At 73.5% G+C, this 22,063-nt stretch carries 22 protein-coding genes and 1 other RNA gene; 9 read left to right on the top strand and 14 right to left on the bottom strand.

Annotated elements, in window-relative coordinates:
- Positions 1–79: 79 nt before the first annotated feature.
- A complete protein-coding gene (locus J421_RS05800; RefSeq protein WP_158508664.1) occupies positions 80–1,603 on the top strand; it encodes an alpha/beta hydrolase in 1,524 nt (507 codons plus the stop codon).
- 84 nt (positions 1,604–1,687) lie between these two features.
- Positions 1,688–1,972 carry a hypothetical protein gene (locus J421_RS05795; protein WP_148306171.1) on the top strand — a complete coding sequence of 95 codons (285 nt, stop codon included), beginning with the start codon at positions 1,688–1,690 and terminating at the stop codon, positions 1,970–1,972.
- Between the two features lie 10 nt (positions 1,973–1,982).
- Here the strand turns inward: J421_RS05795 and J421_RS05790 are convergent, their stop codons facing one another.
- The 5 genes from J421_RS05790 to J421_RS05770 all read right to left on the bottom strand — a co-directional run bounded on the left by J421_RS05790 (position 1,983) and on the right by J421_RS05770 (position 5,234).
- Positions 1,983–2,276, bottom strand: a complete 294-nt coding sequence (locus tag J421_RS05790; RefSeq protein WP_025410222.1) for a hypothetical protein — start codon at positions 2,274–2,276, stop codon at positions 1,983–1,985.
- 85 nt (positions 2,277–2,361) lie between these two features.
- Positions 2,362–2,937 carry a hypothetical protein gene (locus J421_RS05785; RefSeq protein ID WP_025410221.1) on the bottom strand — a complete coding sequence of 192 codons (576 nt, stop codon included), beginning with the start codon at positions 2,935–2,937 and terminating at the stop codon, positions 2,362–2,364.
- A 77-nt stretch (positions 2,938–3,014) separates the two neighbouring features.
- On the bottom strand, positions 3,015–3,461 hold the full coding sequence (locus tag J421_RS05780; RefSeq protein WP_025410220.1) for a Mut7-C RNAse domain-containing protein: 447 nt from the start codon (positions 3,459–3,461) through the stop codon (positions 3,015–3,017).
- 25 nt (positions 3,462–3,486) lie between these two features.
- Complete coding sequence (locus tag J421_RS05775) at positions 3,487–4,269, bottom strand: M15 family metallopeptidase (protein ID WP_104023039.1); 783 nt, start codon at positions 4,267–4,269, stop codon at positions 3,487–3,489.
- Complete coding sequence (locus tag J421_RS05770; RefSeq protein WP_148306170.1) at positions 4,263–5,234, bottom strand: hypothetical protein; 972 nt, start codon at positions 5,232–5,234, stop codon at positions 4,263–4,265. Before J421_RS05770 ends, J421_RS05775 begins: the two co-directional genes overlap by 7 nt.
- 431 nt (positions 5,235–5,665) lie before the next feature.
- On the opposite strand from J421_RS05770, the gene J421_RS05765 reads away from it, so the two are divergent.
- Together J421_RS05765 and J421_RS05760 are read left to right on the top strand one after the other, a co-directional pair.
- Positions 5,666–6,025 (top strand): TolB family protein, encoded by a 360-nt coding sequence (locus J421_RS05765; protein WP_104022305.1) that lies wholly within the window; start codon positions 5,666–5,668, stop codon positions 6,023–6,025.
- A gap of 33 nt (positions 6,026–6,058) precedes the next feature.
- Positions 6,059–7,411, top strand: a complete 1,353-nt coding sequence (locus tag J421_RS05760; protein WP_025410215.1) for an MFS transporter — start codon at positions 6,059–6,061, stop codon at positions 7,409–7,411.
- A 20-nt stretch (positions 7,412–7,431) separates the two neighbouring features.
- Here the strand turns inward: J421_RS05760 and J421_RS05755 are convergent, their stop codons facing one another.
- From J421_RS05755 to J421_RS05730, 6 genes are all read right to left on the bottom strand, one after another.
- Positions 7,432–7,731 carry a hypothetical protein gene (locus J421_RS05755; RefSeq protein ID WP_025410214.1) on the bottom strand — a complete coding sequence of 100 codons (300 nt, stop codon included), beginning with the start codon at positions 7,729–7,731 and terminating at the stop codon, positions 7,432–7,434.
- A complete protein-coding gene (locus J421_RS05750) occupies positions 7,728–8,111 on the bottom strand; it encodes a type IV pilin protein (protein WP_025410213.1) in 384 nt (127 codons plus the stop codon). Before J421_RS05750 ends, J421_RS05755 begins: the two co-directional genes overlap by 4 nt.
- A 116-nt stretch (positions 8,112–8,227) precedes the next feature.
- On the bottom strand, positions 8,228–11,236 hold the full coding sequence (gene polA / locus J421_RS05745) for a DNA polymerase I (protein WP_104022304.1): 3,009 nt from the start codon (positions 11,234–11,236) through the stop codon (positions 8,228–8,230).
- A 169-nt stretch (positions 11,237–11,405) separates the two neighbouring features.
- Positions 11,406–11,606, bottom strand: coding sequence for a cold-shock protein (locus tag J421_RS05740; RefSeq protein WP_025410212.1), 201 nt, complete (start codon positions 11,604–11,606; stop codon positions 11,406–11,408).
- A 197-nt stretch (positions 11,607–11,803) separates the two neighbouring features.
- Positions 11,804–12,469: a hypothetical protein gene (locus J421_RS05735; RefSeq protein WP_025410211.1), complete on the bottom strand. Its 666-nt coding sequence runs from the start codon at positions 12,467–12,469 to the stop codon at positions 11,804–11,806.
- Positions 12,470–12,473: 4 nt separating this feature from the next.
- Positions 12,474–13,880 carry a GWxTD domain-containing protein gene (locus J421_RS05730; protein WP_104022303.1) on the bottom strand — a complete coding sequence of 469 codons (1,407 nt, stop codon included), beginning with the start codon at positions 13,878–13,880 and terminating at the stop codon, positions 12,474–12,476.
- Between the two features lie 133 nt (positions 13,881–14,013).
- On the opposite strand from J421_RS05730, the gene J421_RS05725 reads away from it, so the two are divergent.
- Positions 14,014–14,928 (top strand): serine/threonine-protein kinase, encoded by a 915-nt coding sequence (locus tag J421_RS05725; RefSeq protein WP_025410209.1) that lies wholly within the window; start codon positions 14,014–14,016, stop codon positions 14,926–14,928.
- A gap of 121 nt (positions 14,929–15,049) precedes the next feature.
- Here the strand turns inward: J421_RS05725 and J421_RS05720 are convergent, their stop codons facing one another.
- Positions 15,050–16,225, bottom strand: coding sequence for a sensor histidine kinase (locus J421_RS05720; protein WP_148306169.1), 1,176 nt, complete (start codon positions 16,223–16,225; stop codon positions 15,050–15,052).
- Positions 16,226–16,293: 68 nt separating this feature from the next.
- Here J421_RS05720 and pyrE point away from each other — a divergent pair, with 68 nt between their 5' ends.
- Complete coding sequence (pyrE, locus tag J421_RS05715; RefSeq protein WP_104022300.1) at positions 16,294–16,878, top strand: orotate phosphoribosyltransferase; 585 nt, start codon at positions 16,294–16,296, stop codon at positions 16,876–16,878.
- Here the strand turns inward: pyrE and J421_RS05710 are convergent.
- Positions 16,837–17,970, bottom strand: coding sequence for a histidine kinase (locus J421_RS05710; protein WP_025410206.1), 1,134 nt, complete (start codon positions 17,968–17,970; stop codon positions 16,837–16,839). The genes pyrE and J421_RS05710 overlap by 42 nt on opposite strands.
- A gap of 58 nt (positions 17,971–18,028) precedes the next feature.
- Here J421_RS05710 and J421_RS05705 point away from each other — a divergent pair, with 58 nt between their 5' ends.
- Positions 18,029–19,624 carry a methyl-accepting chemotaxis protein gene (locus tag J421_RS05705; RefSeq protein WP_025410205.1) on the top strand — a complete coding sequence of 532 codons (1,596 nt, stop codon included), beginning with the start codon at positions 18,029–18,031 and terminating at the stop codon, positions 19,622–19,624.
- Here J421_RS05705 and J421_RS05700 read toward each other — a convergent pair.
- On the bottom strand, positions 19,577–20,473 hold the full coding sequence (locus J421_RS05700; protein WP_025410204.1) for a helix-turn-helix transcriptional regulator: 897 nt from the start codon (positions 20,471–20,473) through the stop codon (positions 19,577–19,579). The genes J421_RS05705 and J421_RS05700 overlap by 48 nt on opposite strands.
- Before the next feature lie 254 nt (positions 20,474–20,727).
- Between J421_RS05700 and rnpB the strand changes: the two genes are divergently transcribed.
- Together rnpB and J421_RS05690 are read left to right on the top strand one after the other, a co-directional pair.
- Positions 20,728–21,167: RNase P RNA component class A (gene rnpB, locus J421_RS05695), an RNA gene on the top strand.
- Positions 21,168–21,183: 16 nt separating this feature from the next.
- Positions 21,184–22,062, top strand: a complete 879-nt coding sequence (locus tag J421_RS05690) for a hypothetical protein (protein ID WP_025410203.1) — start codon at positions 21,184–21,186, stop codon at positions 22,060–22,062.
- Position 22,063: the final 1 nt, after the last annotated feature.

Genomic DNA, 22,063 nt, shown 5'->3' with positions numbered 1-22,063 from the left:
GATTGGGGATATGAGCCGGTGCGCGACACACCGCATCGCCGCGACGCGCCATGGATCCCCGACGCCGCCGATCACGCGCATGACCGCCGCGCCCGCGACCCGACGCACGACGAGCCTCGCCGTCCTCGTCGCCGCCTGCCTCGCGGCGTGTAATCCCGCGCCCTCCGTCGACGCGCCACCCGCCGAGCGGCTGCGGCTGCATCCGTGCTTCCTCGTCTCGCTGTTCGAGCCGGCGCGCTGCGGCACGTTCCGCGTCCCCGAGCGGCGCGTCGGCGCGCACTCCGCGGGAACCGTTAGGCGCACGCTCGGCCTCCGCGTGGTCGTCCTGCCGGCGCGCACGCGGCCCGCCGCACGCGAGCCGCTCGTGCTGCTGCACGGCGGGCCGGGGATCGGCGCGGCGGAGCAGCCGCGATACGCCGACGCCGTGTTCGCGGAGGCTCGACGCACGCGCGACGTGGTCCTCGTCGACCAGCGCGGCACGGGGCGATCGAACCCGCTCGCCTGCGATCTGTACGACGATGGCGGCCGACTGCAGCCGTACCTCGATCCCATGTTCCCGTTAGGCGCCGTGCGGCGCTGCGCGGCGCGACTCGCGCGCCGCGCCGACCTGTCGGAGTACGGCACCGACGCCGCGGCCGACGATCTCGACGACCTCCGCGCGGCGCTCGGTGCGGAGCGGCTCGACCTGTTCGGCGTCTCGTACGGTACGCGCGCGGCGCTCGTGTACCTCCGTCGCCACCCGTCGCACGTGCGACGCGTCGTGCTGCAGGGCGTCGTGGCACCCGACGAGCCGATCCCGCTCGCCGCCGGCCGCGCGGGCGAACGCGCGCTCGACTACCTCGCCGCCGACTGCGCCGCCGACGCCGCGTGTCGCCGCGACGTGCCGAATCCCGAGGGCGACGTCGCGCGCGTGATGGTGCGGCTGCGCGAGGCGCCGGCCGTCGTCGAGCTGTGGAACGGGCGCCGTCTGTCCACGGAGCGGGTGCGGATCTCCGCGCGCGGCTTCGCCGAGCGACTGTGGTCCATGCTGTACTCGCCCGGCGACGACCGCGAGACCGCGCGCCTCGTGCACGCCGCCGCGTTAGGCGCGCTCACGCCGTTCGCGGAGGCCGCGCTTCACGAGAGCCGCGCGCGCCGCCGCCGCAGCGAGGGGATGATGCTGTCGGTGCTGTGCGCCGAGGACGCGCCGCGCCTCGCGCGCGCCGACACCGCGCGCGCCGCGGCCGGCGCGCTGCTCGGCCTTCCGGTCGCGCGCGAGCTGCTCGCCGCGTGCGCGGCGTGGCCCGTCGGCCCGCGCGATCCGTTAGGCGGCGCGAGCGCGCTCGCGACGCCGGCGCTGCTGCTCTCCGGCGAGGTGGACCCGATCGCGCCGCCCGAGTGGGCGGAGCGCGCGCGTCGCCTGCTGCCTAACAGCGTGCACCTCGTGCAGCCGCGCGGCGGCCACGCGGAGCTCGCCGGGTGCGCGCCGCGGCTCGTCGCCGCCTTCCTGGACGCCGCGGACCCGCGCCGGCTCGGCCGCACCTGCTGGCCGTCGTGGGACGTCGTCGCGCCGGACGGCGTCACCACGGCGGGGCGAACGGCGTTCGAGCACGGAGCCCCCTGACGAGGGATGGTGCGGTGGGCGGCGGCTTCCGTCATCATTCCGACGCACGCAACGCCGTTCCGACTCACGAGCGCACGAGCCGTCATGCCCCTCGACATCCCCGCCGGCAGCCCCACACTGCTCATCCGCCGCGACGCGTTCGAGCGCGTCGGCCTCACGCGCCAGCGGCTCGACGAGCGGCTCAACCTCACGGCCGACGAGTTCCGCGTCGAGGGACAGCTGGTCGCGGTCGGGCCGCTCGTCGGCGACGCCGCGCTCGACGACCTCCTCGCCGAGCTCGAAGGGCTGGGCCTCGGCTACTTCGACGATTTCTTCGAGCTGAGCGGCAACTGGCCGGAGTGGCTGCGCCTCTACGCCGTCGCGCGCTGAGCGCGGCGGCTCACGGCTGCTGCTTCGCCTTCACCGGCGGCGGGGGTGGCTTGACCGCCGTGTCCACCGGCGTGAGCGGACCAGTGCGCAGCAGCCCGTGCCAGCCACAGTGGTAGCACCAGCTCGGACGCAGCCAGGGAACGAACCGGTGCCAGAACACGCGCTGCACGCGCAGCGTCGGCGCATCGCAGTTGATGCAGCGGTCGCCCTCGGGGAGGATGCAGAAGAAGAACACCGTCGCGAGGACGAAGCGGAGGACGAAGAGTCCTCCGAGCACGAGCACGAAGATGGCCGCGTCCGACATACGCACCCCCGCTTCCGACTTCGAGAACCGACCCCCGCCCGCCGTCCGCCGTCACGATCCGACTGCGAGCCGGATCACATCCGCCTCACAGACGCGCCTCCACCTGCGCCCAGCGCTCCACGTACGCGACGCCGTCCTCCACCCGCTCGATCGCCACGTCGGTCCCGGCGTCGATCGACGCGCCGTCCCAGCTCCGCGCGGCCACGCTGAACCGCCGGCCGTCCACCTCGTAGGCGATCTCGCCGTCGCCCCCGCCCCCGTCCGCGTCGATCGGCCGGGTCACGCGCGCCGGATGGCCCTGGAGGAGATAGCGCTCGTCCACCGCGTCGCTCCGCGCTCCCGGCAGCACCCACGCGGCGAGCAGCGACGCCGACCCGATCGCGAACAGCGCCCCCGCGGCGACCGCGATGGCGACGACCGCCGCCGCGCCGAGCGTCGTGAAGCGCGCCAGGAGGTAGCCGCAGGCGCCGAACGCGACGATGAACGCGGCCGCGTTCTGGGCGTTCAGCGTCGCCGACGGCTCCGTGCTCGGATCGTAGCCCCCGCGCGCCTCGTGTGGCGGCAGCGCGCTCGGCGTCGCGCGCCGCTCCACGCCGTGCAGCATGACGTAGACGGCGAGCACGAGACCCGCGACGAAGCAGGCGACGAAGACGGCGGACATCGGGGTGCGAGCGGGTCGAACGGGTGAACTGCGGGGTCGAGCCAGGGCGAGAAGCGTGCTAGTGCCGCCGCCCCGAATCAAGCCCCGGGCGTGTCGCCGAGCACACGCGCGAGCGCGGCACGCATCCGCCGCGTGTGCGATCCCTCCCAGTAGAGGCGCCCGCACCGAGGACAGCGGCGCGCCGGCTGCGCCACGCCCACACCGGGACCCGGCTCGAGCGGGACGTTGCACAGTAGACAGCGGGTGAACAGCTCCGCCGGCGCGCGAATGCCGAAGCGCTGCACGACTTCCGCGAGATGCGCGAGCGGCGCCGCGCTCCGCACCACCAGATGCTCTCCGGGCGCGGCGCGGTGCTCCCCCGGCAGCCGGCGGTCGCGCGTGAGCAGCACGCGGCGCTCCGCCGCCGCGCGGCGCACCAGGTCGCGATCCGGCGCCCTCGCGCCGGCCGACTCCACGTCGACGTCGAGCACGCGCAGCCAGCGCGCGAGCCGCTCCAGCATCACGTCGGTCAGGAAGCGCGGCATCGCGCCTAACGATCGACGCGCGCCACTATCGGATCACGAGGTCGAACCGCATGGGGTCTGGCACCCGATAGCTGAAGTGCCACCACTCCTCCGGCAGGCTCGTGAACCCCTCGGCCTCCATCGCGCGCTTCAACCGTAGGCGGTTCTCCGCCGCCACGCCGGTCGCGTTCGCGGTGCGCGCCGACTCGGCGAACGTGTCGAACGCGCTGCCCATCCGCAGCTCGCGGCCCGTCGCCAGCGCCACGAGCGTGAGGTCCACCGCGAGCCCCAGGTTGTGCCGACTGCGCTCCGCGACGTAGCCGTCCTTCAGCAGATCCTCGCGGCGCACCCGGCGCGTCCACTCGACCATCGCGTCGGTCGCGCGCACCGGTCGGTACGCGTCGAAGATCTTCACGCCGAGCCCCTCGCCGCGCAGCCGCTCCTGCACGCGCGCGAGCGCCGCGGCGGCCTCGCGGCGGAGCAGCGCGCGCGGCGCCTCGTACCCGGGGAGCACGGCACCCGTGAAGTTGAACCGCGTCGCGTAGCGCAGATCCACCTGCACCGTCGTGTCGAGCCGCGCCACGTCGACGAGCAGCGAGTCCGCGGCCGCGTCCGACGCGAGCGGCGCCTCGTCGGGCGGCGTGACGACGGGCGCGGGCGCCGCCGCGGGCGGCGACGCCGGTACCGCCGGCGCGGCCGGGGGCACGGTGGGGTTCGCGGCCGGCGCCGTCGTCGGCGCCGGTGCCGACGCGGGCGGCGGCGGGACGCAGGCACCGATCGCCGCGCACGCCGCCGCGAGCGCCACGCGCCTAACGGGTCGACTCAGCATCCGCGCGTCGCGCTCGTCCACCGCACGCGCCACCCGGCGCCGGTGCGCTCGAGCAGCGTGTAGCGGGTGCCGTCGGCGAGCGCGCGCGCGAGCACGAGCGTCACGCGACTCGCCGGCGCGGCGCCGAGCGTGACGGCGGCCAGCACGTCGGTCGCCGGCACGTCGTCCTCGCGCCCCGCGACGCGCTCGTGGTACGTCACCATCCACGGCGCCGGCGGCGCACCCGTCGCCGCGTGCGGCCGCTCGGCGACGAGCAGCACCCGCTCGGCGAGCGGCGCCGCCTCCTGGTTCAGCGCGCGCGTGATGACCGCCACCACGCCGTCGCGGACGCCGCGGGCGCTGTCGCCGAACGTGAACCGCCGCGCCGACCGCACGGAGAACGGTACGCCGCGGAGCGCGCGCACCGTGTCGTCGCCGAGCGTGGTGGCCAGCCGCGTCACGGTCGCGGCCAGCGTCGCCGAGTCGGTCGCGACCTCGATCGAGTCGAGCGCGATCGGCGTCGGCGACCCGCCGACGAACCCCACCGTCCACGACGGGACCGCGTCGGCGCCCGAGGCGGGGCCGAGGCGCGCGATCGGCCACGCGCACCCGGTCGGTGCGGCACCCTCGGTCGGCAGCGCCTTCGCGCTCCCCGCCGCGCCGGCGCGGGAGAACAGCGTCACCTCCGCCGGCAGCACGGCCGCCGCCTCGCCCGCGGTGCGGTCGGTGCCGGTCTCGGCCCCGCCGCCCTCGCCGGGGACGACGACGAGGGACTCGCCTCCGTCGCCGTGCACGAGCAGCGCGACGCCCGCCGCCCGATCCCACCCGGACACCGCGGGCGCCGCCGACGCCGGAGTGTCCGGTGCAGCCGTCGGCGGCGAGACCACGACGCTGTCGCCGGCGGGCGCCGGCTTGTCGCGGCGACATCCCCCGACGATGCACATCGTCGCGATCACCGCGGCATACCGCCTCTCGATCGTACGCATCGCGGGAAATCTGAGGGGCGCCGGATGCGGCGGCTAGCAGCCACGTCACGCGATCGGTCACCCCGGGCGACGTCCGCCGCCAGGACGGCGCTGCTCGGTACCGTCGCCACCACGCTCATCGCATGCGGCGACGCGACGGCCCCCGACGCGCATCCGAGTGACGTGCCGCCGGCCGACGGCGCGTCCGTGGCTCCCGCCGCGGTGGTCGCGCGCGTGGACCTCGACGCGCCCGCGCTCGCCCTCGACGAGTCGACGGCGCTCGTCGGCGCGGGCTTCGATGGCACGAGCGACATGGCCGTGTCACCGGACGGACGCCGCATCGCGTTCGTCGCGCACAATGGCGGCAACAGCGACATCATGGTCATGGACCGCGACGGCAGCGGTCTCCGGCTCGTGGCGTCGCCGTCGGACAACGACACGACGGCACCGACGTGCGTGCGCTCACGCCGAGCGACGATTCGCGGTTCGACGACGAGCCGGCGTGGAGCCCCGACGGACGCACGATCGCGTTCGTGCGCACCGGCGGCGCGAGCATGGGCGATCTGTGGCTCGTGGACGCCGACGGTGGCGACGCGCGCGCGCTGATGCGCGAGGAGGAGCCGCCGTTCGACCAGCGCTCGCCCACGTGGTCGCCCGACGGCGCGCTCGTCGCGTACGTGTCGCACCACGAGATCATCGGCAACCGCGCGGGCGACTGGCAGCTCTACACCGTGCGCGCCGACGGCACGGGCGTCGTGCGCCGCACGTCGACGGGCTACGACGAGCGGAACGCGGCGTCGATCGCACGGTGACTCGCGGCACGTAGCGGCAGTACATTGGCGGCCATGCCTTCCCTCCTCGAGCGCGTCGGCCTGCGCACGCGCGAGCAGCGCGCATGGGCGTCGTACGACTGGGCCGTGTCGTCGATGCAGACGACGATCATGGCGGCGGTGTTCCCGATCTACTTCGTGAAGGTCGCGAGCGCGGGCATCGGCGCCGATCGCGGGTCGCAGCAGCTCGCGCTCGCGAACACCGCGGCGCTCGTCGTCGTCACGCTGCTCTCGCCGGTGCTCGGCGCGATGGCCGACCACTCGGCGGCGAAGAAGAAGCTGCTCGCCGCGTTCGCGCTGTTAGGCGCGGCGGCGTGCGCGGGAATGTTCTTCATCGAGCGCGGCGACGTCGCGCTCGCGAGCGTGCTGTACGCCATGTCGATGGTCGGCGCGCAGGGGAGCATGGCGTTCTACGGCGCGCTGCTGCCGCACATCGCGCGCGACGACGAGATCGACCGCCTGTCGACCGCCGGCTACGCGCTGGGCTACGTCGGCGGCGGCGTGCTGCTCGCCGCGCAGCTGCTGTGGATCACGCAGCCCGGGTGGTTCGGATTGCCGAGCGGCCCGGGTCTCACGCCGGAGCAGGCGACGCTGCCGACGCGCCTCGCGCTGGCGAGCGTCGCGGTGTGGTGGCTCGCGTTCAGCATCCCCGTGCTGCGCGTGGTCCCCGAGCCGCCGCCGACGCGCGAGCCGGGCGAGGGGGGCGGCGTGTGGGTCGCGCCGTTCGTGCGGCTCGGGCACACGCTGCACGAGCTGCGCGGGTTCCGGCAGGCCGCGCTGATGCTGCTCGCGTTCATGATCTACAACGACGGCATCTCGACGATCATCAAGATGGCGACGGCGTACGGGACCGAGATCGGCATCGGCCAGAGCGCGCTCATCACCGCGATCCTCGTCGTGCAGTTCGTCGGGATCCCGTGCTCGTTCGCGTTCGGCGCGCTCGCGGGACGCATCGGCGCGAAGCGCGCGGTGATCGGCGGGCTGCTGGTGTACGTGGTGATCGCGGTGCTCGGCTACTACATGCGCACGGCGACGCACTTCCTCGTGCTCGCGCTGCTCGTGGGGCTCGTGCAGGGCGGGACGCAGGCGCTCAGCCGCTCGCTGTTCGCGGCGATGGTGCCGCCGCACCGGTCGGGGGAGTTCTTCGGCTTCTACGGCGTGTTCGAGAAGTTCTCCGGCCTCTTCGGGCCGCTGCTGTTCGCGCTCGTCGTGCAGTTCGGCGGCACGAGCCGCCAGGGGATCCTGTCGGTGATCGTGTTCTTCATCGTCGGCACGCTGCTGCTCTCGCGCGTGGACGTCGAGGCCGGGCAGGCGTACGCGCTCGAAGCCGAGCGGAGAGCGAGGAGCGTGGAGCGCGGAGCGGCCTAACGGCGTCCACGCTCCTCGCTCTACGCTCCGCCGTTCGACGGCAGGAAGCGGCCGACGAGATCCCAGTGCCACGCCGGACGCCGCTCGCCGGTGCGCGGGTCCTTCAGCGGCTTGTACTGCAGCCGCGCCGCGGGCAGGCCGTGCGCCGCGCCGTAGGCGAGCAGCGCCGAGCGGTCGGTGGAGACGAGATGGGCCATCGGCGTGCCGCGCCACACGTGGCGGTGCAGCCACAGCCCGCCGTCCATCGCGTGGATCATCCCCTCGCGACGGCTGCGGAACTCCCGCCACGGCACGGCGGCCCGGGGCGCGGACGCGGTCACCGGCAGGCGACCTGCCCGGCGATCGTGGCCGGCGCGACCGGCGTCGCGGCGCCGTAGAAGATCGCGCACGTCACCGGCACCGCCGCGGGATGCACCGCCGTCGCCGACCAGCCGTTCGGCGTCGACTCCACGATCGTCATCGTGACGCCGGGCGACGTCGACACGTTGAGCAGCGCGAGGCTCGGCGCGTACGTCGCGTGGTCGTAGAAGTAGCCTTCCTGCGCCGTGGCGAGGTTGCGCAGGTCGCTCTTCACCGCGGCCACGTCGGCCTTCGCCGTGGTGTTCGCGAACCGCGGGATCGCGATCGCGGCGAGCACGCCGATGATGACGATGACGACGAGCAGCTCGACGAGCGTGAATCCGCGTCGGGGGTCGCGCATGGAGGAGAGGGAGGCGAATTGCGAGGATCGTGGCGTGATGCGAGGCCGTTCGACGGCGAACCGGCGACTGCGACCGTGACGATGCGAAGAGGATACCACGGCGTGCGGGGTAGCCCTCACTTCGCCTCGAGCCAGTTGTCCCCGACCCCGACTTCCACGAGCAGGGGCACCGAGAGCGAGGCCGCTCCCTCCATCTCCGCGCGCACCAGCGCCGTGACGTCCGCGAGCTCCGGCACGGGCACCTCGAACACGAGCTCGTCGTGCACCTGGAGCAGCATCTTCGTGCTCAGCCCCCGCTCGCGCAGCGCGCGGTCGATGCGGATCATCGCGACCTTGATGAGGTCCGCCGCCGAGCCCTGGATGGGCGCGTTCTGCGCCACGCGCTCGCCGAACGCGCGGATGTTGAAGTTCTTCTCCTTCAGCTCCGGGATGTAGCGCCGGCGCTTGAACAGCGTCTCCACGTAGCCGTGCTCGCGCGCGAACTCGACCTGTCCTTCCAGGTACTCTCTCACGCCGCGGAAGCGCTCGAAGTACGTGGCGATGAACTCGCGCGCTTCGGCGTTGGCGATCTTGAGCTGGCGCGACAGCGCGTGCGCGCCCTGGCCGTAGATCGTCGCGAAGTTGATCGTCTTCGCGCGGCCGCGCATCTCCTTCGTGACGTCGTCGAGCGGCACGCCGAAGATGATGGCCGCCGTCTGGCGATGGATGTCGCCGCCGGAGTTGAACGCCTGCACGAACGCCGGATCGCCGGAGAAGTGCGCGAGCAGGCGCAGCTCGATCTGCGAGTAGTCGGCGGCCATCAGCTTCCATCCCTTGCGGGGGACGAAGCCACGGCGGATGTCCCGGCCCAGCTCCTTCCGGATCGGGATGTTCTGCAAGTTCGGATCGTTCGACGAGAGCCGACCCGTCGCGGCGACGGCCTGGCTGTACGTCGTGTGGATGCGTCCCGTCTCCGGGTGCACGAGCGCGGGCAGCGTGTCGATGTACGTGCCCTCGAGCTTGAAGATCTCGCGGTACTCCATGAGGAGCTGCGGGATCACGTGTCCCTCGTCGGCGAGCTCGGTGAGCACGCTCGCGTCCGTGGACGGACCGGTCGGCGTGCGCTTCTTCACCGGGAGGCCGAGCTTCTCGAACAGCAGCACGCGGAGCTGCGGGTTCGAGTTGATGTTGAACTCCTCGCCCGCCTCGACGTAGATCTCCTTCTCCACGCGCTCGCGCTCGGCCTGGAAGCGCTCCTTGAGCGACTTGAAGTGCTCGACGTCGATCGCGATGCCGGTCCACTCCATCTCGGCGAGCACGCAGACGAGCGGCATCTCGACCTCGCGGAACAGGGTCGTCAGCCCCTGCGACTCGAGCTGCGGCTCGAAGATCTCGCGCAGCCGGAGCGTGATGTCGGCGTCCTCGCACGAGTAGTCGCGCGCCGCCTCCACCGGCACGACGTCGAACGCGAGCTGCCCCTTCCCTTTGCCGGTGAGATCCTCGTACGCGATCATCGTGTAGTCGAGGAACTCCGCGGCCAGCACGTCCATGCCGTGCGAGCGGCGTCCGGGATCGAGCACGTAGCTCGCGAGCATCGTGTCGAAGTCGACGCCGCGCAGCGTCACGCCGGCGCGTCGCAGCGCGAGCACGTCGTACTTCGCGTTCTGCAGCGTCTTCGAGACGCTCTCGTCCTCGAGCAGCTCGACGAGCGGGCGCATCTCGTCGCTCAGCAGCGGCGGGAGGTTCTTCGGCGGCTGGGCCCCGCGCTCGGCGATCATGCGGCCGCCGATGCCGGCGGGCTCGGGAGCCGACGCCGCCTTCTTCGCGGCCGCCTTCTTCTTCTTCGGCGCGGCGACGATCGGCTCGCCCCCCGGCTCGTCGCCGCCGCTGAACAGGCCGCGGTCCTCCGGCGCGTCGGTGGGCGAGCGGTCGCCCGGTGCGTCGGGGATGCCTAACGCGAGCTCCGCCTGCGGCGGCTCCCACATGCGGTGGGCGAGCGGCAGGTAGTACGCCTCGCCCGGCGCGAGCGCGATGGAGAGGCTCACGAGTGTGGAGCGGAGCGGGTCGATCTTCGTCGGCGAGCTCGGGTCGACGACGGTCTCCGTGTCGACGGCGATCGTGCGCGCCTTGCGCGCGCGCGCGACGAGTCGCTTCATCGCCTGCACCGTGTCGACGGTCTCGTACGTCACCGCCTCCTTCGCCTTCTCGGCCGGCGCGGCGCTCGCGACGACGTCCTTCAGCAGCGCGGTGAACTCGAGCTCCGCGTACAACGGCTTCAGCGCCTCGCGGTCCGGCTCCTCGATGCGGAACTTCTCGAGGTCGAACGGCACGTCGAGGTCGCACAGGATGGTGACGAGCTCCTTCGACAGCCGCGCGCTGTCGGCGCCGGCCTGCAGCGCCTCGCGCGGACGCTTCTTCGTGATCTTGTCGACGTTCGCGAGGATCGTCTCGAGGTCGCCGAACTCCGCGATGAGCTCCTGCGCGCCCTTGTCGCCGATGCCCTTCACGCCGGGGACGTTGTCGCTCGAGTCGCCGACGAGCGCGAGGTAGTCGGTCGTGCGCTCGGGGGGGACGCCTAACCGTTCGGATCCGTTCTCCACGGAGACCCACTGCTCGTCGACCGCGGCGGGGCCGCCGCGTCCCGGGTTCAGCAGCCAGACGCCCGGCCTAACGAGCTGGTGGAAGTCCTTGTCGCCGCTCACGACGACGACCTGCAGCCCCGCATTCGTCCCCTTCTTCGCGAGCGATCCGATGACGTCGTCGGCCTCGTAGCCGGCCATGGAGATGATCGGGATGCGATACGCCTCGAGGAGCTGGCAGATGCGCTCCATGCCGCGGTCGAAGTCGTCCTGCAGCTCCTCGGTGAGCTTCTCGCGCGTCGCCTTGTACGCGGGGTACTGCTCGTGCCGGAAGCTCAAGCCGCTGTCGTGCACCCAGCCGAGGTACTCGGGCTTGTGGGTGGTGATCAGCCGGTTGAGGAAGTTGACGATGCCCCACGCCGCGGAGGTGTTCTCGCCGCGGCTCGTGCGGAGCGGCCGCGAGATGAGCGCGAAGAACGCGCGGTAGATCAGCGCGTAGCCGTCGACGAGAAAGAGGCGCGGCGGCGGAGCGACGGGCGGCGTGGCCGCGGGCGTGGCGTCAGGCATGGTCGAGCGAGGTCGGCGGACAAAACATGTGGATTCGGGACGGCCGATTCATGCGGCATCCCCCGCATGCACGCGCCCCCGCGACCTCGCAACCTACAAAACGTCGACCGCCTGTCGGGAGGACTCCCGACAGGCGGAGACAGTTCGGATGGCCGATGAGGCGCCGAGCTCAGATGCGGACGACGTTCGCCGCGTGAAGCCCCTTGTCGCCGCTCTTGATCTCGAACTCGACGAGCTGACCTTCGGTGAGGGTCTTGAAACCCTCCATCGCGATGGCGGAGAAGTGGACGAACACGTCCTCCCCCCCCTCCTGCTCAATGAAGCCATAGCCCTTGGCGTCATTGAACCACTTGACCTTCCCTCTGGCCATACAGACTGTCTCCTGCCACATGAAGCGTATTCGGGCCTGCACTGCGGTTGCCGCGCGTGCCGGACAAGCCGGACGGCTTGCGCGGGCCTATATAGGATCACCCCTAAACCTTGTCAAGGCCCGCACGACGCATTATGAGGGCGCACACGCGTCGCTCACGCACGGAAACGCGCGCACGCGAACGTCGTGACGGCGTGCTAACTCGATCGCGTTAGGACGCTCACGAGCCACGCCGCCGCACCCGCGGCCAACGCGACGCGCACGTTGTCGTCGATCGCGCCGATGCGATGCCACCGTGCGTCCCACCGTTCCGCCACGCTCGCCGAGAGCGCCGCGGCCGCCGCCGCGAGCGGCGACAGCGATGCGACGAGCAGTGCCGCGGCGAACGTCACCACCGCGCACGCCGCGCTTCCCGCGAACGTCTTGCCTCGAAGCACCGTGGCGCCGGCGCCACGTCGCGCGCGCGCCACCGCTACGCTGCGTCCCACCACCGCTGCCGCCGCATCGCCGAGGCCCGCGGCGAGCATCGCGGCCACGGCCATCGCGCGCGGGAACAGCAGCACCGACAGCGCGTACGCGGCAAGCAGCCAGCTCGCACCCGACCATGTACGATGCTCGTGCTCGCGCAGCAGCGCGCCGACCGCGCCGACGAACAGCGCGCGCACGCGCGACGAGCGGCTGCGCGCGAGCTCCACGACGATGGCCACCGCGCCGAGCCCGGCGAGCACGAGGAGCACGCGAGCGCGCGACAGCCCTGCGGCGTACGCGATCGGGATCGTCGCCGACGCGACGTGGATCGCCTTGCGCGCGAGCTCCACGCGCAACGGCCCAACGACGTTGGGCGCCATCGGGCCGGACGTCATGGCGCTACGGCACGAGCTTGCGCCGCATCACCGCCTGCACCTGCGCCGCACTCGGCGACGTGAGGCGCCAGCGACCGAAGCCCCCGCGATCCGTGAACGTGAGCTGCAGCTTCTCCGTGCGATACTCCCACACCTGCGTGCGCCCCTTCGCGTTCGGATCCTGCTCCGCGGGATCGGCGATCTGATCGGGCTCGCCTAACACGATGTACGTCATGCCGCGGTCCGTCATCCATCCGGGCGTGGACTCCTCGCCGAAGCGCGCGTTCGCCGCGCGCACGCGCGCGAAGTACTCGCGCAGCCCCTCGTGCTCGGGGGTCGCGCTCACCGGATCGCTCTCGCGCAGGAACGCGGCCCACACCGCGGGACGCAGCTCGGGCGACGCGTCGCGCAGCGCGCGCAGCCGCTCCGGCGACGCGTAGTAGCGCAGGTACGCGAGCACGTCCTCGAACGTCGCCGCCGGCAGATCCTCGCCGAGCCCAACGAACAGCGCGGCGCGCGCCGAGTCCGCGCCGTGCGTGACGTCGACGGTGACGATGCCGACGCCGAGCCGCGGCACGGGAAGCCGCAGCTCACCCGCGTACAACGCGCCGCGTCGCGCGACCGACGCCGTATCGCTCCACACCGCGGCACCGCGCTCGCCGCGCGCCACGACGCGCAGCGGCAGCCGCGGCGTCGTCGCATCGGCGTACGACTCGACGTACAGCGCGACGACGGAGTCCTGGCCGAACGTGGCGGTCGCGCGCGGCCGCGGCGTGACGTCGGGCAGCGTGTCGAGCCGCGCGCGTCCGGCGCTCGCGTACGCCACCACCGGCGTCGACATCCGCACCTCGGCGCCCTGCCCCATGCGCGGCACGACGAGCGGCGTCTCCGACGCCGCGCTGCGGCCGCTCGCCGCGTCGCGCACGGCGATGCGCAGCGTGTACGCGGCGGGCGCGGCCGCGAAGTAGTGCGCGAACACGACGCTCTCGTCGCCGCGCGCGGTCTCCTTGAACGTCGCTACCCGCACGACCTCGTCCGCCGAGATCCGACGCACCACGCTGTCGCCGAGTCGCAGCTCGGCGCGCACCTCGTAGGCGGCGCGGTAGCGGTCCCCTTCCCGCTCGAACGTCAGCGCGCGGTTGGCGAGCGAGAGCGAGAGCAGCAGCAGCGTCGAGTCGCGCGACGCCGTGGCGAAGTGCGCGACCGATGCGACGAACGGCGCGTCGCCGCGCGCCACGACGAGACCCATCTGCTGGTACGCGGCGGCGAGGTCGGGACCACCCGGCGCGCGACGCGCGAGCATTCCCCCCTGATCGCCGCGCGCCGAGCCGGCCGGCGCGACGTCGGGACGCCGCGCGCACGCGGTCGTCGTCGCCACCGTCGCGAGCAGCATCACGCGCGTCCCATACGCTCCGTTCCGAACGAACCCCATCCTGATGCTCCTGACCGGTTTCGCGCACACGCGCGATGCTCTGCGTGTGGCGACAATCGTACCCCGCGAACGGGCCGTCGCGCCCTCTCTGCGTCGCTTGCCAGCCCCAGCGACGCGAGTTAGGTTCGGCCGCGTGTCCCGAGAGACTTTAGTCGGCACGACGGTCGCCGGCTACGAACTGCGCAGCCTGGTCGGCGAGGGAGGAACGTCGGCCGTGTATCGCGCCGACCACCCGACGCACGGGACCGTCGCGGTGAAGATCCTGCGCGAGAAGCTCCGCCAGGACCGCACCGCCGTCGCGCGCTTCGTGCGCGAGGCCCAGTTCGGGGGCCGCGTGACGCATCCCAACGTGGTGCGCACGATCGAGATCGGCGAGGCCGAGCCCGGGCTGCACTTCCTCGCCACGGAGTGGGCGAACGGCGAGATCCTCGAGCGCTACGCGAAGCGCAACTGCCCGCTCCCGCCGGCCGAGGTCGCGGACATCGTCGGCCAGATCGCCGATGCCGTGCAGGCGGCGCACGACGTGGGGATCGTGCACCGCGACCTGAAGCCGGAGAACGTGATGTACGATCCGGTGACGCACACGGTGAAGCTGCTCGACTTCGGCATCGCGCTCGACGCCGAGCAGAACCCCGACGAGCGCCTCACGCGCGCCGGCTTCTTCGTCGGCACGCTGATGTACGTCGCGCCCGAAGCGCTGTCCGGCGAGCTCGTCTCCACCGCGGCCGACCAGTACTCGCTCGCGACCATCGCGTACTTCCTGCTCTCCGGCTGTCTCCCGTTCAGCGGCAAGTCGCCACGCGAGATGTTCACGCAGCTCCTCTCGCAGCCGCCGCAGCCGCTGAACAAGGCGAAGGAGGGGCTCGTGTTCGCGCCGGCGATCGAGGCCGTCATCATGCGCGGGCTGTCGAAGAACCCGAAGGACCGCTACGTGGACGTGCGCACGTTCGCGCGCGAGCTGCGCGCCGCGCTGCTCGCCGAACCCGCGGTCGACGGGTCGGGGCCGGGGCTGCTCGGGAAGATCAAGGGGATCTTCAAGAGATCCTGATGCTTCGGCGCTGGTGAGGCGGCGCTGATACGGCGGCTCCGATACTTCGGCGCTGACAACGCGCGGTATCAGGGCCGCTTTTTCAGCGCCGCTTCACTAGCGCCGAACGATCAGCGCCGCATCAGGCCGTCGGCACGTCAGCGGCATCGATCGGGAGCCAGACGACGAACGTCGTTCCCTCCCCGAGCGCGCTGTCGAGCGTGAGGTCGCCGCCGAGCAGCCGCGCGAGACGCCGCGAGATCGCGAGCCCGAGCCCCGTGCCGCGCTGCGCGGAGTCGCCGGCGCGCGGACCCACCTGCTCGAACTCGTCGAAGATGCGCTCCTGGTCCCCGGGCGCGATGCCGACGCCGGTATCGATGACCTGCAGCGCGATCCAGTAGCGGCCCCCGCCCGTCTCCGGGGCGCGCTCGGCGAGCCAGCGGCGCGACGGCGCGGCGCGGCCTCCACCGCCGCGCGGCCGCGGCGAGCCCGGACGCTCACCGCGCGGATCGGAGTCCGGCGCGTCGCGGTCGACGAACGTCGCGCGCACCGTGATGCGTCCCTCCGGCGTGAACTTCACCGCGTTGCCGAGCAGGTTCACGAGAATCTGCCGCAGATGCGACGGATCCGTGCGCGGGCGCGGCATGGTGTTAGGCACGGCGAGCGTGAGCGCGAGCCCGCGCTCGGTGATGAGCGGCTCGACCTCCGTCGCCACGTCGAGCACGAAGGGGCTCAGCTCCACCGGCTCCGGATGCACCTCCAGGCGCCCGGCGGCGATCTTCGCGAGATCCAGGATCTGGTCGACGAGCGTGCGCAGGTGCGCCGCCGACGCGGCGATGCGCTGCACCGGACCCGCCTGCCGCGGCGCGAGCTCGCCGTACACGCCGTCCTGCAGCAGATCGACGAAGCCGACGATCGCGTTCAACGGCGTCCGCAGCTCGTGCGACACGTTCGCGAGGAACTCGCTCTTCGCGCGGTTCACGCGAATGAGCTCCGCCGAGAGCCGCTCGAGCTCCGCCGAGCGCTCCGCCACTCGGCGCGTGAGACGCCGCTCGTGCGTGAGCCCGATGACGAGCGCGCCGAGCGCGGTGAGCCCGATCGTCCACATGCCCGCGCGCAGCACCGTGTCCTTCACGCCGGGCACGATCGCGCCGACGACCGGGCTCGCGGTGACGATCGCGCGATCGGCGCTCAGCAGCACCACGATCACGACGACGAACGCGACGGCGAGCGCCGCGGTCGCGACGCGCGAGCCCGCGCTGAGCGGCGCCTCGCTCCGGTCGTCGATCTGGCGCCGCCACTCCGCGGTGTCCGACATCGCGCGGTTGCTCGACGTGCGCGGCCCCGGTAAGCTCCGCGTCACCTCACCCCCGAGCGCCCGCACGCATGGCCGATTCGCACGCGTCCCCTCCCGCTTCCGCCGATTCCACGCTCGTCCGCATGCTCGCCGAGCGGTCCGCGCGACGCGGGCAATTCACGCTGAGCTCGGGGCGGACGTCGAGCTTATACATCGACGCGCGACTCACCACAATGAGCCCCGATGGACTCGCGCTCATCGGCCCCACCGCCCTCGCCGCGTTCGATCGCGCGGGATGGGACGTGAATGCCGTCGGCGGCCTCACGCTCGGCGCCGATCCGGTGTCGTACGCGATCGCCTACGCGAGCGCGCTCGCCGACCGTCCGCTGCGCGCGTTCACCGTGCGCAAGGAGGCGAAGACGCACGGCACCGGACGGCTCATCGAAGGGCCGTTCCAGGCGGGCGACCGCGTCGCCGTGATCGAGGACGTGATCACGACGGGCGGGTCCGCGCGCCGCGCGATCGAGGCGGTGCGCGGCGCGGGCGGCGAGGTGGTGGGCGTGCTCGCCGTGGTGGACCGCGAGGAAGGCGGGCGCGAGGCGATCGAGCAGGACGGCGTGCCCGTGATCGCGTTAGTCCGCGCGAGCGACGTCGTCGCGCTGCTGCCGGGCTGACGCGGGCACCGTCGCCGCGCGCACGACGCCGATGTCATCGGGCTCGGCGAGCAGCGGCAGCTCCAGCTCCAGCGCGCGCGGATGTGCCGCGACGCGCCCGCCGTACTCCCCGGCCAGCTCCACCGACAGCGCGAGACCGTCGGGATCCCAGGCGTCGGCGCCGTCGCCCGCGCGCTCGCGCACCACGCGCAACACCGCGCGCGTGGCGTCGACCGCACCGCGTGGCGCCGACTCCACGCGCAGCACGTCGCCGGGGCGCGCGTGCGACAGCGCCGCGAGCAGCACGGTGCCGAGCGTGAGCTCGAGCGCGGCCGCGTCGAGCCGCGCCGCGGGCAGATCGTCGTCGACCACGATCTCGCACTTCGCCTGACGCGCGGCGTCGCGCAGCGACCGCCGCACCGCGAGCGCGACATCGCGCAGCGACACCCGCTGCGGCGCGGCGACGAGCGACTCGGCGAGCCGGTCGTCGAGCCGCGACGCGATGAGGCCCTCCAGCGCCACCGCGTTGCGCGCGAGCATGGCGCGGATGCGCGGTCCGGTGCGCGCCGCCTCGGGGAGCGACGTGTCCTCCATGAGCGAGAGCGCGCTCCGGATGGTGCCGAGCGGGTTGCGCAGATCGTGCCGCAGCAGCCGCCAGCTCGCGCGCAGCGCGCCGACGAGCGCGTGCAGGTAGCTCGTCGCCGCCGCCTGCGCGTGCAGCCCCACCGCGCGCTGCAGGCGGCGCGCGACGTCGAAGGAGTCGGCGACCGCGGTCTCGCCGGGCGACGCGAGCTCGCCGGCGCGCGACGCCTCCTCGACGGCGGTGAGCAGCACGGCGAGCAGGAGGTCGGCGTCGCGCAGGACGTGCTGCGCCGAGAGTCCCGCGTCGTGGGCGGCCGCGCCCATCTCCCAGGCGACGCGCATTACCTCGCCGTGGCACCGCGCGTCCCTGTCGAGACAGCCGACCACGGCGCGCACCACGCGCTCCGCCGAGCCGTCCGGTGCGACGGAGGCGCGCGGCGCCGCGGCGCGGGCGCGGGTGGTCCAGTGCTGCGCGAGCTCGGGGATCCGCGGTCGAAGGACCGCCGCGACGGACTCCGCGAACGTGATCACGGGCAGACGATGAGCCGGCTCCCAGAACGGAGGGGGCGGTGGAAACGCTTTCGAGACGATGACCAACACCCGGAATGCCAGACACGGGCCAGCCTCCGCGCGGCTCGGCGGAGCGCTCGTTCTCGCCGTCGCGCTGCTCGCCGCGCCCCTGGCCGATGCGCGCGGATGGGTATCGCCGTCGTCGAGCGCCCTCGTCGCGATCGGCGTCGCGGCGCTCGGCGTGGCGATCCTCGGCGGCCGGCTGACGGCGGTCGCGCGCCGGTCGAGCGGGGCACGCGCCGGATGGCATCGGGAGATCGGGGTGGTGTGCGACGGGGCGCTCGTGAGCCTCGCCGTGCTTGCGTTCGGGGCGCCGGCGCTCGCGCCCCTGTACTTCCTGCAGCCCGACGCGCTGGACGCACGCCGCGGCCACGCCCGGCGCGCCATCCTGTCGACGGTCGCCGCATCGCTCGGCTACGTGGCCGCGGCCTGGGGGCACGGGCGGCTCGCGGGGACGGCGGCGTCGCTCGGAACGACGATCGCGACCGCGGCGGCGATCGCCGTCGCCATGCTCTGGCGCGCCGCGGCGGCGGGCCGGCGCGCGCAGCGCATCGACCGGGTGACCGACTCGCTGGCGGCGATCGCGGACGCGACGCCGGAGCGCGGGACGACGCTCGCGCGCCTGGAGCAGGCCGCGGCGGGTGCCCGGCGCGCCCACGAGACGGCGGCGACGTCGCTGCACGACGCAGCGGCGCGGACCGAGCGCTCGGGCGAGACCGCGCGCGCGACGACGACGGGCGCCGCGGTGCTCGGCGGCGAGATCCTTCGCGCCGCCCACGCGCTCGGCGCGGAGCTCGAGGAGCGCCGCCGCTCGACCACTGCCGACGGGGCGCGGTTGGCGGCCACCGAGGGCGAAGCCGGCCGCGTGATGGACCGCGCCGGCGCGATGGCGGAGGAGGCGGTGCGGCTCGCCGAGTCCGCAGCAGCGGGACAGCAGGCCGTCAGCCGAGCGGCAGAGACGCTCGTGACCGTCGGCGATCAGGTGTTCGCCTCGGCCGCCGCGGTGCGCGAGCTCGCGGAGGCGTCGGACCACGTCGGGATGCTCGTGGCGACCGTGTCGCGGATCGCGCGGCAGACGAACCGGCTGGCGCTGAACGCATCGATCGAGGCGGCACGGGCGGCCGAGGAAGGGCGAGGGTTCGCCGTGGTGGCCGAGGAGATCCGGAAGCTGGCCGAGGAGAGCAGCCGGGCCGCTCGTGCCGCCACGACGACAGTCGCGCGCCTGCGGGACGACATCGACGGCGCCGCGCGGGCGCTGGTGGCTGGGGAGCAGGCGGTGCGCGACGTCGGTGGGATCGCCACCGAGGCCACGGCGGCGATCGGGCTCGTGCTGGCCGGCGTGGAGCGGCTGCGCCGCGTGACCGAGGAGACGGCGAGCGCGGCGCAGTCGCACGGCACCGCGGTGCGCGACGTATCCACGGCGACGTTCGCCACGCAGCGGTCGCTCGACGCGATCGGCGTGCACGTGCGCGACATCATCACGGCCGTCCACCGCCAGCGCACGCTGCTCGAGAGCCAGGAGACGGGTGAGCCGGCCGTGGTCGTGGAGCGGGCGCGGGTGCGCCGCTCATCGACCGTAGGGGGAGAAGCGCCGGAGCGCGTCCCGGTAGGGTAGCACGAGCTCCGCGCGGAACCGGTCGAACAGGGCGACGCCGCCCCAGTGCCGCCGCAGCTCGCGCGGGGTGAGGCCGAGCACCTTCCGCACGTGGCGGCCGAAGCTCTGGGCGCTGGAGTACTCGAGGAAGTGCGCCGCCGCGGTGAGCGTGCAGCCGGGGTTCTCGAGCATGCGGGCGGCGCGCACGAGCCGGGCGAGCGCGAGGTAGCGTTTCGGCGCCGGGAGCCGCGTCCGGAAGAAGCGGCTCATGAGGGTCGTCGGGAGGACGCCGATGAGCGTCGCGAGCCCGCGCACGGTGGTCACCTCCGGCGGCGCGGCGAAGAGCGCGGCGAAGAACCGGAGGCATCCGTCGGGCGCGCCGACGAGGTCCGCGGCGAGCGTCGCGACGACGTGCTGGCGGAGGTCGATCGGCTCGTCGGCGGCGAGCGCGTCGCGGAGCGCGGTCCACCCGTCCGGGCGGCGGGTGTCGACGAGCCGTCGCACGCCGCTCCCGCCGAGGGCGAGCACCGTCTGGGGCGTCGTGCCGTCCACCTCGGAGACGAGGGCGACGGTGGGGACCTGCGGGAAGCCGCGCACGAGCTCCGCCACGCGGGCAGCCTCACGACCGCCGCAGTGGGCGAGCGTCGCGGTGGAGAGGATCACCGCGGAGACGGGCCGGGCGCGGAGCTCGCGCAGCAGGTCGTCGAGCGTCTCCCGGTGGAGCGTGGCGTAGAGTCCCTGGCCGGCGGCGTCGACGCGGAGGCGCTCGTCGGGTGTGAGCAGCGTGGCGACGGGGAGGGCGCCGGTCCGGCGGTGGGGACGCGAGTAGCGGGCGGGCGCGGCGGGCGGCGCGGCGAGCGACGGGGACATGGCGCGTCCTCCGGTGGAGCGGGGAGCCGAGGGTGACCGACGGAGGGGTCACGCTAGGGGCGGGTGTCACTCCGCCGTCGTGCCCGGCTCGCGACAGCGCCGCGCATTTCCGGGGAGCGCGTCGCGTCGTGCGAGGCTGCCGTGCGTTTTGTCGGCCCGTGGCGCGGGGGTCTCAGCGTGCTGTCCCGCCAGTGCGCGCCACCGTCCGGTGGGGCCCAAAGACGCGCGTGTGACGATTAGATTTCGGGGGTGCGGTCATCGGCCGGACGGTCGCGAGCGGCGACGCTCGAGGAAAGTCCGGGCTCCACAGGGCAGGCTGCCAGGTAACGCCTGGGCGCACCTCTTCGGGGGTGCGACGGACAGTGCCACAGAAAACACACCGCCGATGGCCCCTCAGAAGACCGAGGGGATCAGGCAAGGTTGAAAAGGCGGGTTAAGAGCCCACCGCGCGCCCGGTAACGGGCGTGGCAGGGTAAACCCCAGCCGGAGCAAGGCCAAATAGGCGGCGAGAGACGGCCCGTCTCGTCAGCCGGTGTGTCATTCCGGTGAAAGCCGGGAGCGCCATCGGCACAGCCGCGGGTAGGCTGCTGGAGGGTCCGGGCGACCGGATCCCGAGAGAAATGACCGTCCGGTCTCCGTCGCGGCTCGCCGCGTCGGGGGCCGACAGGACCCGGCTTACAGGCCGGTGATCGCACCCCTTTCCTTCCTCCATGCCCCTGCGTCCCGGCCGGTCGCTCGTGATCGCCGGCGCGCTGGCGGCGTGTGGGCCGCGTGCCCGCCCGACGCGGCCGACTCCCACGCCGGCCCCGACGCCCGAGCCGGCGGCTCCGACCCCGACGGCAGCGCCGGCCGCGACCCGGTTCGCGTACCTCGGCGGGTCGGCGAGCTACGACGTGCGCAGCGAGTCGTCGGTGGAGATGACCGCGGGCCCGGACGCCGAGCGCGGGCGCGAGCGGGCGACGGTGACGGCGCAGGTGACGTACGAGCTCACGCCGTCCGCGCGCGGTCCGGTCGCGGTCCGCGGCCAGGTCGACGCGCTGTCGATGGATGCCTCGTCGCGCATCGGCGGGGCGACGCCGCCTCCCGCCGAGCCGGTCCGCTTCCAGGGGTGGATCGACGGGCGCGGTCCTCGACTCGACGCGCAGGGCGCGGTGTTCGGATGCGTCGGACCGGCCGGGACGGCGCAGGCGGCGGGGATCGCGGCGGCGCGCGAGGCGGCGCTGTACGTGCCGGCGATCGTCGCGGTATCAGCGAAGTGGCGTGATAGCGCTACGGTGGTGACCTGCCGGGGACCCGTGCCGACGACGGTCACGACGGTCGCGCGCTACGAGATCACGGCGATCGACGGGGCCCGGGTGCAGGTGCGGCGCGAGACGACGCTGCGGATGCGCGGGCAGGCGATCGCCGGCGGCCGGAGCGTGTCGGTCACGGGAACGGGGGAGGGAACGGCGGCGATCGAGCTCGACGCCACGCTCGGCCGGCTCACGCGCATCGACGGGGACATGCGGGCGACGGTCACGGTGACGCTGCCCGACGGGGCGCGGGCGTTCGCGCAGCAGATCCACACCGAGGTGCGGCGGAGACCCTGAA

The organism is Gemmatirosa kalamazoonensis (assembly GCF_000522985.1).
Lineage (GTDB): Bacteria > Gemmatimonadota > Gemmatimonadetes > Gemmatimonadales > Gemmatimonadaceae > Gemmatirosa > Gemmatirosa kalamazoonensis.
This window is presented reverse-complemented; position numbering and strand designations above follow the sequence as displayed.